At 40.5% G+C, this 10,125-nt stretch carries 9 protein-coding genes and 2 tRNA genes; 10 read left to right on the top strand and 1 reads right to left on the bottom strand.

Annotated elements, in window-relative coordinates; genetic code table 11:
* From HMPREF1128_RS00155 to HMPREF1128_RS00110, 10 genes are all read left to right on the top strand, one after another.
* Positions 1-463 (top strand): EF-Tu C-terminal domain-related protein (locus tag HMPREF1128_RS00155; protein ID WP_007522938.1); only part of this gene is annotated, 463 nt, incomplete at its 5' end.
* Between the two features lie 78 nt (positions 464-541).
* Positions 542-1,465: a tellurite-resistance/dicarboxylate transporter gene (gene tdt / locus HMPREF1128_RS00150; protein ID WP_007522927.1), complete on the top strand. Its 924-nt coding sequence runs from the start codon at positions 542-544 to the stop codon at positions 1,463-1,465.
* An 87-nt stretch (positions 1,466-1,552) separates the two neighbouring features.
* Positions 1,553-2,569, top strand: coding sequence for a porphobilinogen synthase (gene hemB, locus HMPREF1128_RS00145; protein WP_007522929.1), 1,017 nt, complete (start codon positions 1,553-1,555; stop codon positions 2,567-2,569).
* A 106-nt stretch (positions 2,570-2,675) separates the two neighbouring features.
* Positions 2,676-3,701, top strand: coding sequence for a UDP-N-acetylmuramate dehydrogenase (gene murB / locus HMPREF1128_RS00140; RefSeq protein WP_007522921.1), 1,026 nt, complete (start codon positions 2,676-2,678; stop codon positions 3,699-3,701).
* Complete coding sequence (locus HMPREF1128_RS00135; RefSeq protein WP_007522947.1) at positions 3,702-4,463, top strand: biotin--[acetyl-CoA-carboxylase] ligase; 762 nt, start codon at positions 3,702-3,704, stop codon at positions 4,461-4,463.
* A gap of 174 nt (positions 4,464-4,637) precedes the next feature.
* A complete protein-coding gene (gene rpsU, locus HMPREF1128_RS00130) occupies positions 4,638-4,853 on the top strand; it encodes a 30S ribosomal protein S21 (protein WP_005817878.1) in 216 nt (71 codons plus the stop codon).
* A 135-nt stretch (positions 4,854-4,988) separates the two neighbouring features.
* On the top strand, positions 4,989-6,740 hold the full coding sequence (dnaG, locus tag HMPREF1128_RS00125; RefSeq protein ID WP_029495138.1) for a DNA primase: 1,752 nt from the start codon (positions 4,989-4,991) through the stop codon (positions 6,738-6,740).
* 102 nt (positions 6,741-6,842) lie between these two features.
* Positions 6,843-8,714 (top strand): RNA polymerase sigma factor RpoD, encoded by a 1,872-nt coding sequence (gene rpoD, locus HMPREF1128_RS00120; RefSeq protein WP_007522902.1) that lies wholly within the window; start codon positions 6,843-6,845, stop codon positions 8,712-8,714.
* A gap of 175 nt (positions 8,715-8,889) precedes the next feature.
* Positions 8,890-8,976: transfer RNA gene (locus tag HMPREF1128_RS00115), tRNA-Leu, on the top strand.
* A gap of 17 nt (positions 8,977-8,993) precedes the next feature.
* Positions 8,994-9,069 (top strand) — tRNA-Gly (locus HMPREF1128_RS00110).
* A gap of 110 nt (positions 9,070-9,179) precedes the next feature.
* Here HMPREF1128_RS00110 and HMPREF1128_RS00105 read toward each other — a convergent pair.
* Positions 9,180-10,040, bottom strand: a complete 861-nt coding sequence (locus tag HMPREF1128_RS00105) for a phosphoribosylaminoimidazolesuccinocarboxamide synthase (protein ID WP_196794385.1) — start codon at positions 10,038-10,040, stop codon at positions 9,180-9,182.
* Between the last annotated feature and the right edge of the window lie 85 nt (positions 10,041-10,125).

Genomic DNA, 10,125 nt, shown 5'->3' with positions numbered 1-10,125 from the left:
TGAAGTTGAAATCGTAGGTATCAAAGATACAGCGAAAACAACAGTAACTGGTGTAGAGATGTTCCGTAAATTATTAGACGAAGGTCGTGCGGGTGAGAATGTTGGTGCATTATTACGTGGTACTAAACGTGAAGAAATCGAACGTGGTCAAGTGTTAGCGAAACCAGGTTCAATCACTCCACACACAGACTTCGAATCAGAAGTTTACGTATTATCAAAAGAAGAAGGTGGTCGTCACACTCCATTCTTCAAAGGTTACCGTCCACAGTTCTACTTCCGTACAACTGACGTAACAGGTACAATCGAGTTACCGGAAGGCGTAGAGATGGTAATGCCAGGCGATAACATCAAAATGACAGTATCATTAATCCACCCAATCGCGATGGATGAAGGTTTACGTTTCGCGATTCGTGAAGGTGGCCGTACAGTAGGTGCTGGTGTTGTTGCGAAAATCATCAAATAATTTGATGTAAGCAAATAGCTAAGAGAATCCCCAATCTTGTAAAAGAGTGGGGATTTTTATTTTATTTAAGAAGGTATTATGAAATTTATTTTACCGACAGGGTACTTTGCGATCACGCTAGGAGTAAGTGCATTGTCCCTTGCATGGCGTCATGCAGAATCTATCACACCTTATGCCCCACAAGTAAGTTTCGTTTTAGGCAGCGTTGCTTTTGTGCTTTGGTTGTTATTTATTAGTTTGTTTATTATTCGTTGTTTTAAACATTTCGATACCATTAAAGAAGAATATAACTGCCCAATTCGTTTTTCTTTCTTCGCGTTAATTCCTATTACAACGATGTTGATGGGGGATATTTTACTAGCTTGGTCATCCATATTAGGTGAAACATTGATTTGGCTTGGCGCTATCGGGCAGCTGCTTTATGCACTTATTCGTATTGGTGCATTATGGCAAGGGAATATTTTTACCGACACTGCCGCGCTACCGCCATTTTATTTGCCAACAGTGGCAACTAACTTTACGGCAGCAACATCACTGACACTTATTGGCCATAATGAATTAGCCATTTTCTTCCTTGGTGCTGGTTTTATTGCATGGTTTATGTTTGAACCGATTTTATTACAGCGTTTACGTTTAAATGAAACCCCCGTTCCGTTAAGAGCTTCGTTCGGAATTATTCTTGCACCAGCCTTTGTCGGCTCAGCGGCTTATTTAGTGGTAACTGGCGGACAAGTTGATTTAGTAGTTAAAATGCTTTGGGGCTATGGCTTCTTACAATTAGCTTTCTTATTGCGCTTATTCGGTTGGATTGTCGTAAAAGGTTTTAATGTTGGCTTTTGGTCATTCTCATTCGGTCTTGCTTCTATGGCAAATGGGGCAACTTACTTATATCAAATCCCAGAATTAGCGACTTTTGGGCTAGTAGTTTTTATTATTGCGAATATAGCCATAGCATTTTTAATGATCAAAACATTCGTTAAATGGCTAAGAAAAGAGTTTTAAACTCGCTATAGTTGGCGGAATCATTTCGAGAGTTAGCGTTTTCCAGTACAATAGGCTAGATTTTCTGAAATTATAAGGTAATAAAATATGCAAATTATTCAATCTCAATTTCCTGTGCGCCGTATGCGCCGCTTACGTAAACATGATTTTAGCCGCCGTTTAGTGGCAGAAAATCAATTAACGGTAAACGATTTGATCTATCCTGTTTTTGTGATTGAAGGTGAAAATCAACGTGTGCCTGTTCCGTCTATGCCGGGTGTAGAACGTTTAACCATCGATCAATTATTGGTAGAAGCTGGCTTATTGGTGAAATATGGCGTGCCTTTAATTGCATTATTTCCCGTAGTGGGCGATGAGCGTAAATCGTTAATGGCAGAAGAGGCCTACAATCCAGAAGGGCTTGCTCAACGTGCGGTGCGTGCATTAAAAGCAGCGTATCCTGAATTGGGTGTGATGACAGATGTAGCTCTCGATCCATTTACCACACACGGGCAAGATGGCATTATTGACGACGATGGCTATGTATTAAATGACATCACAACAGAAGTTCTAGTGAAACAAGCGCTTTCTCATGCTGAAGCGGGTGCTGATATTGTTGCGCCAAGTGATATGATGGATGGACGAATTGGTGCGATTCGCGAAGCACTTGAAGCTGAGAATTTCATCAATACACAAATTATGGCGTATTCAGCGAAATATGCTTCGAACTACTACGGCCCTTTCCGTGATGCAGTTGGATCAGCAGGTAACCTTAAAGGTGGCAATAAATATACTTACCAAGTTGATCCAGCCAATGCAAACGAAGGATTGTACGAAGTGGCAATGGATATCGAAGAAGGCGCAGATATGGTCATGGTTAAACCGGGCATGCCTTATTTGGATATGGTATGGCGCGTAAAAGAGAATTTTGGTGTGCCAACTTTTGCTTACCAAGTTTCTGGCGAATATGCGATGCATATGGCTGCGATTCAAAATGGTTGGTTGAAAGAACGTGAGTGCATTATGGAATCTCTCCTTTGTTTCAAACGTGCAGGGGCAGACGGCATTTTGACGTATTTTGCGAAACAAGTTGCTGAGTGGTTATATCAAGACAACCATAAATAATCTCTCGCAAGCGGTCGAGTTTTCATTGAATTTTGCAAAACGTTCATGATTTTCGACCGCTTGTTTGTGTTAGAATCTGCCTTATTTCAATAAACTAGATAAGATTATGCAGAGTTTAACCCCGTTTCATACCTTTCATCTGCCTGCACAGGCAAGCCAGATTATTCCTTTTACTTCAACAGAACAACTTTTAGCTGAATGGCAACGTGCTACTTTGACAAATCAGCCGATCCTTATTTTAGGGCAAGGCTCAAATATGCTGTTTTTAGATGATTTTGAAGGTGTGGTCTTAGTGAATCAGCTTAAAGGCATTGAACATCATGAAGATGCGGATTTCCATTATTTAACCGTGCAAGGTGGCGAAAACTGGCATGCTTTAGTGAAATGGACGTTAGAGCATGGCATTGCGGGTTTAGAAAATTTGGCGCTTATTCCGGGTGTAGCCGGTTCAGCACCGATTCAGAATATTGGTGCTTATGGCGTCGAGTTTGAACGTGCATGCGATTTTGTTGAAGTATTGAATTTGCGCACAGGTGAGCTCTTCCGCTTAACAAAGGCAGAATGTGAATTTGGCTATCGGGAAAGTGTATTTAAACACCGTTATGCCGAAGGTTATGCGATTGTGGCAGTCGGCTTGAAATTGCCGAAAGCATGGCAGCCTGTACTCAGTTACGGTTCATTAACGCAGTTTGATGTAGCTACAGTGACACCGCTTGAAGTCTTTAATGAAGTATGTGCGGTGCGTTCGAGCAAATTGCCTAATCCTGATGAGTTTGGAAATGCAGGAAGTTTCTTCAAAAATCCTGTTATTGAGGCTGCAAAATTTGCCCAAATTCAGACCGCTTTCCCACAGATTCCAAATTATCCGCAAGCGGATGGTCGTGTAAAATTAGCGGCAGGTTGGTTAATTGATCAATGTGAGTTAAAAGGCTTTCAAGTTGGCGGTGCAGCTGTCCACACTCAGCAAGCATTGGTGTTAATTAATAAAGATAATGCGACAGGTCAGGACGTAGCAGATTTAGCTAAAGCAGTACGCAAACGCGTGCGTGAGAAATTTGGGGTTGAGCTTCATCCAGAAGTGCGTTTTATCGGAAAACATGGTGAAGTAAATAGCGAAGAGGTGACTCGTTAAATGAAACTCAACCAGCCCGATTTACAAGCCGCATTATTATGCGGAGAAGCGGTCATTTTCGATGAAATTGATTCAACTAATGAATACTTATTACGTGAATATAAACATTTAGCAGTAGGCTCAGTATGCGCGGCTGAGCATCAAACCGCTGGGCGCGGTCGCCGTGGACGCTCATGGTATTCAGGCAAAAGCCAGAATCTTTGTTTTTCTTTGTTATGGCGTTATAGCGCAGATGAAGTTCGTCAGGTCAGCGCATTAAGTTTGGTGGTCGCTTTAGTTTTGGCAGAAAGCTTTACTGAGTTGGGCATTTCAGATATTCAAATTAAATGGCCGAATGATGTCTATTACCAAGGGAAAAAGTTAGGTGGCATTTTAATTGAAAGCCGCTTTGAAAATAATGACTACTATTTGGTGATCGGAATTGGCTTGAATTTGAGCATGGATCAGGTTGATCTCAATGTGGTCAATCAACCTTATGCTGATCTTTCAGCCTATCATTTAGAACGTAATCAATTGTTGCAGAAAATTGTGCCGCAATTGCAAAAAAATCTGAAAATTTACCCGCTTGTTGGCTTTGAAAATTATGTTGAACGCTGGCAAAGCTATGATTTATTTTATGGTAAACCAGTTAAGCTCCTTGCAGGAGATACTGAAATCCATGGGATCTCACAAGGCATCAATGACAAGGGCGAACTTTTGTTAGAACAGACAGGCAAGATAAATGCCTATGCGATTGGCGAGATGTCTTTGCGAGCGCAATAGAGCCAAAACAGATCGCCGATCTTATTAGGCAAGCAAGAATAGAGAAGAATTCTAAATCATCCCTTTACTTATCGGCCTAGCTGGGGTAGAATTGGCTACCTTTTTTAGTTCTATGTCGCCAAAAATAGTGTGCGGCTTAATTTAAACATATTTAATTCCTTGAGGTGATGGCATATGCCAGTAATTAAAGTTCGTGAAAATGAATCTTTTGACGTTGCATTACGTCGTTTTAAACGTTCTTGCGAAAAAGCAGGTATCTTAGCAGAAGTTCGCGCACGTGAGTTCTACGAAAAACCAACGACTATTCGTAAACGCGAAAAAGCATCTTTAGCAAAACGTCACGCTAAACGTAATGCTCGTGAGAACGCTCGTAATACACGTTTATACTAATTTGTAACGTTATTCACAAATCTTAACTAAAACCGTGAAACCATTTGGAATCACGGTTTTAGCATTTTATGCCGAGAATGCTTAAACGTTCAATTTGCATAAAAGGCATTTTTCCTATCTGCATCGGAGGTCATAATCAAAGGCATTATTCCACGTTCATTTATTGATGATCTCATCGCCCGTACAGACATTGTCGAGCTGATTAACAGTCGCGTGAAGTTAAAAAAATCTGGTGCGCACAGTTATCAGGCTTGCTGTCCATTTCATCATGAGAAAACCCCTTCTTTTTCTGTGAGTCAACCTAAGCAGGTTTATCACTGTTTTGGCTGTGGCGCGCATGGCAATGCAATTAGTTTTTTAATGGAATTTGATAAGTTAGAGTTCCCTGAAGCGATTGAAGAACTTGCTGCTATGCACGGGCTGGAAGTTCCACGTGAAAATGTGCGAAATCATAATGGCCGGCCACAAGTAGGTTTTCAAACCAAACGAGACTTATATGGTTTGATGGATGCGATTGCTAAGTTATATCAGCAAAAGTTAACTAGTGATATTCCAAGCCAAAGTTATTTGCAACAACGAGGGTTGTCTGAAGAGATCATTCATCGTTTTGAGATTGGTTTTGCGCCGAATGCCTTTGATACGGTGCTTAAACAGTTTGGTTCTTCAGCTGAGGAAACCCAAAAATTGATTGATACAGGGATGCTTTCACGCAATGAAAATGGCAAAGTTTATGATCGTTTCCGACATAGAGTAATGTTCCCTATTCGAGATAAGCGTGGACGAGTTATTGCATTTGGCGGAAGAGTGATGGGCGATGAACGCCCGAAATACCTCAACTCACCAGAATCGGTAATTTACCATAAAGGGAGTGAGCTTTACGGCTTGTTCCAAGTACTGCAACAAGATGAAAATCCAACCTCGTTATTAGTTGTAGAAGGTTATATGGATGTGGTTGCGCTTGCTCAGTTTGGGGTAAATAATGCAGTCGCTTCTTTAGGTACAGCAACAACAAGTGAGCAAATTCAGCAAATGTTTCGGGTGACTGAACAAATTATTTGTTGTTACGATGGTGACCGAGCAGGACGAGATGCCGCGTGGCGAGCTTTTGAAAATGCGCTGCCTTATTTATATGACGGGCGCCAGTTAAAATTTATTTTCTTACCAGATGGGGAAGATCCAGATAGCTTTATTCGTCAGCAAGGGAAAGTACAATTTGAACAATATGTGCAGGAAGTGGCAAAACCGTTAAGCGAGTTTTTATTTGATTCGTTACTTGCGCAAGTTGATTTATCAAGTCAAGAAGGCAAATCTAAATTAGCTTCGCTTGCTGTGCCTTTGATTAACCGTATTCCTGGGGAAATGTTACGGATTTATCTGCGTAATTTACTCGGCCAAAAATTGGGGCTTCTTGATCCAAGCCAACTAGAGGCGATGTTGCCTAATCGAATGCCAACACAGCCAAAAGCAAACCCTACGGAAAAAATTAAACGAACACCAATGCGTTTGTTGATTGCGCTATTACTGCAAAATCCAGAGCTTGCAAAACATGTGCCAGATTTATCACCTTTGCAAAGCCTAAATGAGGCAGGTTTTGATCTGTTTGTAGAGTTAGCAGCGACTTGCCAACAGCATGTGGGGATAAGTATGGGCGCCTTATTGGAGCATTGGCGAGATAAATCGGAGTACCGTACACTTGAAATTCTAGCGAATTGGGATCATATGGTAAGCCCTGAAAATATGGAAAAAGAATTTATCGAAACGCTTGATTTTCTTTATGCCAAATTAGTAGAAAAACGTATTGAAGTTTTAATGGCAAAAGAACGAACAACCGGCCTAGAGCTAGATGCCGCTGAAAAGCAAGAGCTTGCCTTGTTATTAGCGCGCTAACAAGCGGTTATTTTTGTGAAAAATTTTGCAAGGCTATCAAGTTCTTGACAAATAATGATATAATTCAACACTATTTTGACTGCTCAAAAACGGAACAAAATTATGGAACAACAATTAGTAGATCAACAATTAGAACAGCAATCTCAAATCGCACTTTTGATTGCGCAAGGTCGTGAACAAGGCTATTTAATTTTATCTGAAGTGCATGACCATCTTCCAGAAGAATTGGTGGATGCTGAGCAGATCGAAGATATTATTCAAATGATCACTGACATGGGGATTCAAGTTTTTGAAGTCGCGCCAGATACGGACGAACTCATGTTGGCTGAGAATATTGCTGATGAAGATGTGGTAGAAGAAGCAACCAAAGTGCTTTCTACCGTAGAATCTGAGTTAGGCCGTACGACAGACCCTGTGCGTATGTATATGCGTGAGATGGGAACCGTTGAGCTATTAACCAGAGAAGGTGAGATTGATATTGCTAAGCGCATTGAAGAAGGAATCAATGAAGTACAATGCGCTGTTGCAGAGTATCCAGAAGCATTATCTGGCGTCTTAGCTTGCTATGAGCAAGTAGAAGAAGGCACGATGCGTTTGGCAGATTTAGTGACGGCATTTATTGATCCAAATTTAGAAGCTGCCACTGAAGAGCATTTAGATCCTGATTTACACCATGATGCAGAAGTTGAAGGTGCTGCAGATATAGATGAAGAAGAGGAAGACGAAGATGCTTCTGATTCTTCGGATAGTAGTGATGATAATTCAATCGATCCTGAAGTGGCGCGTGAGAAATTTACTAAACTTAAAGAGCAGCACGAAAAAGCCTTATTAGCAATTCAAAAACACGGTAGAACACATAAAAAAGCACGTGAGCAAATTCATGCTCTTTCTGATATTTTCCGTGAGTTTCGTTTAGTACCAAAACAATTTGACCTGTTAGTTGAAACGATGCAGAAGTTAATGAAGCAAGTGCGTGCACAAGAGCGTCAAATTCAGCGTTATGCGGTTGAATATGCAGGTATGAAAAAAGGTGATTTCTTAAAAGCCTTCCAAGGTAATGAAACTTCTGAAGAGTGGATTGAAAAAGCTATCAATGCGAAAAAAGGTGGGGCGCCTAAACTTGCGAATTATATAGAAAAAATTCGTGTAAATATTGCTGCATTACAAGAGCTTGAACAGAGTTCTGGTTTAACTATCGCCCAAATTCGTGAAATTGGCGGACGTATTGCAAACGGTGAATTAAAAGCTCGTCGTGCGAAAAAAGAAATGGTAGAAGCCAACTTACGTTTAGTTATTTCGATCGCGAAAAAATATACCAACCGTGGCTTACAATTCTTAGATTTAATCCAAGAAGGGAATATTGGTTTAATGAAAGCGGTGGATAAATTTGAATATCGCCGTGGTTATAAATTCTCAACTTATGCAACTTGGTGGATTCGTCAGGCGATTACTCGTTCTATCGCAGACCAAGCGCGTACGATTCGTATCCCAGTGCATATGATTGAGACGATTAACAAACTTAACCGTATTTCTCGTCAATGTTTACAAGAAATGGGGCGTGAAGCGACACCGGAAGAATTGGCAGAACGTATGAATATGCCAGAAGATAAAATCCGTAAAGTGTTGAAAATTGCCAAAGAGCCAATTTCTATGGAAACACCGATTGGCGATGACGATGATTCACATTTAGGCGATTTTATTCAAGATGAAAGTCTTGAATTGCCGTTAGATTCTGCAACCGCGGAAAGTTTACGTATAGCCACAAATGAAGTACTCGAAGGATTAACGCCTCGTGAAGCGAAAGTATTACGGATGCGTTTCGGGATTGATATGAATACCGACCATACATTAGAAGAAGTGGGTAAACAATTTGATGTAACGCGTGAGCGAATTCGTCAAATTGAAGCAAAAGCATTACGCAAATTGCGCCACCCAAGTCGTTCAGAAACATTACGTAGCTTCTTAGATGACTAATTAAGAATAAAACCACCGATAGGTGGTTTTATTTTTTTAGCAGATTGATGTTTTTTTAGAAATATCGCTAAATTTTTAGGCAAACGTGATTTTTATTGAAAAATTTATTTGACGCCTAGCTGAAAATCCTTATAATGCGCCTTGTTGATTCGTTACGACGAGACAACAAGGTGTTGCCCGAGTGGCGGAATCGGTAGACGCAAGGGATTTAAAATCCCTCGCCTTTCGGGGCGTGCCAGTTCAAGTCTGGCCTCGGGCACCATTTAAATTACCAAATATGCGGGAATAGCTCAGTTGGTAGAGCACGACCTTGCCAAGGTCGGGGTCGCGAGTTCGAGCCTCGTTTCCCGCTCCATTTTAAAAGATAGCACCATGAGGTGCTTTTTTTATATCTAAAATTTCCTAACCAATCTTTCAAAGAATGATAAAAAAATAGGCTAACCATTCATGATTAGCCTGCTGCTATTATTTAGTGAGTAAATTCAATGCTTCTTGGTATTTTTCTACCGTTTTCTTGATGACTTCGTCTGGAATTTTAGGCGCTGGTGCTTGTTTATTCCAACCGCTTTGTTCTAGCCAATCACGAATAAACTGTTTATCGAATGAAGGTGGTGTGGTACCTTCTTGATAAGTATTCACAGACCAAAAACGACTAGAATCTGGCGTTAATACTTCATCCATTAAGGTTAATGTCCCATTTTCATCTAAACCGAACTCAAATTTTGTATCACAAATAATGATGCCTTTAGTTAGAGCATATTTAGCTGCTTCAGTATAAAGTGCTAATGCAGATTCTTTAACTTTCGCAGCAAGCGCAGCACCAATTTGTTGTTCACATTCAGCATAAGAGATGTTGATATCGTGATCACCCACTTCAGCTTTGCTTGACGGGGTAAAAATGGGCTCAGGTAATTTGCTTGCTTCCACCAATCCTTTTGGTAATTCGAGACCGCAGATGGTGCCAGTTTTTTGATAATCTTTTAAACCAGAACCCGTTAAATAACCTCGTACAATGGATTCAATTTTCACAGGTGTTAAGCGTTTGCAAACTACAGCGCGATGTTTAATCGCTTTTGCTTCTTCTTCAGGTAAAACATCAAAAACGGAATCGCCAGTAAAATGATTTGGCATGATATGAGAAAGTTTGTTAAACCAGAAATTAGAAATTTGAGTCAGGATTTCACCTTTATGTGGAATGGGGTCATCTAAAATGACATCAAAAGCAGACAGACGATCACTTGCCACCATGAGCATTCTTTTGTCATCAATTTCATATAGGTCACGTACCTTGCCAGAATAAATTTTTTTTAAGCTGATTTGCATAATCAAATTCCTATTTGGTAAAAGATTTTCCAAATTATACCGCTTGTTTACCCTCTTGCGCAAACGATTGCGTAACTTTATTGGGCTT

This window comes from Haemophilus sputorum HK 2154, from assembly GCF_000287615.1.
GTDB lineage: Bacteria > Pseudomonadota > Gammaproteobacteria > Enterobacterales > Pasteurellaceae > Haemophilus_A > Haemophilus_A sputorum.
The sequence above is the reverse complement of the archived record's forward strand: the minus strand, read 5'-3'. Positions and strand labels throughout refer to the sequence as shown.

Coding starts and splice junctions, on each gene's coding strand:
- tdt (WP_007522927.1), top strand. CDS start 542: ATGAAATTTATTTTACCGACAGGGTACTTTGCGATCACGCTAGGAGTA.
- hemB (WP_007522929.1), top strand. CDS start 1,553: ATGCAAATTATTCAATCTCAATTTCCTGTGCGCCGTATGCGCCGCTTA.
- murB (WP_007522921.1), top strand. CDS start 2,676: ATGCAGAGTTTAACCCCGTTTCATACCTTTCATCTGCCTGCACAGGCA.
- HMPREF1128_RS00135 (WP_007522947.1), top strand. CDS start 3,702: ATGAAACTCAACCAGCCCGATTTACAAGCCGCATTATTATGCGGAGAA.
- rpsU (WP_005817878.1), top strand. CDS start 4,638: ATGCCAGTAATTAAAGTTCGTGAAAATGAATCTTTTGACGTTGCATTA.
- rpoD (WP_007522902.1), top strand. CDS start 6,843: ATGGAACAACAATTAGTAGATCAACAATTAGAACAGCAATCTCAAATC.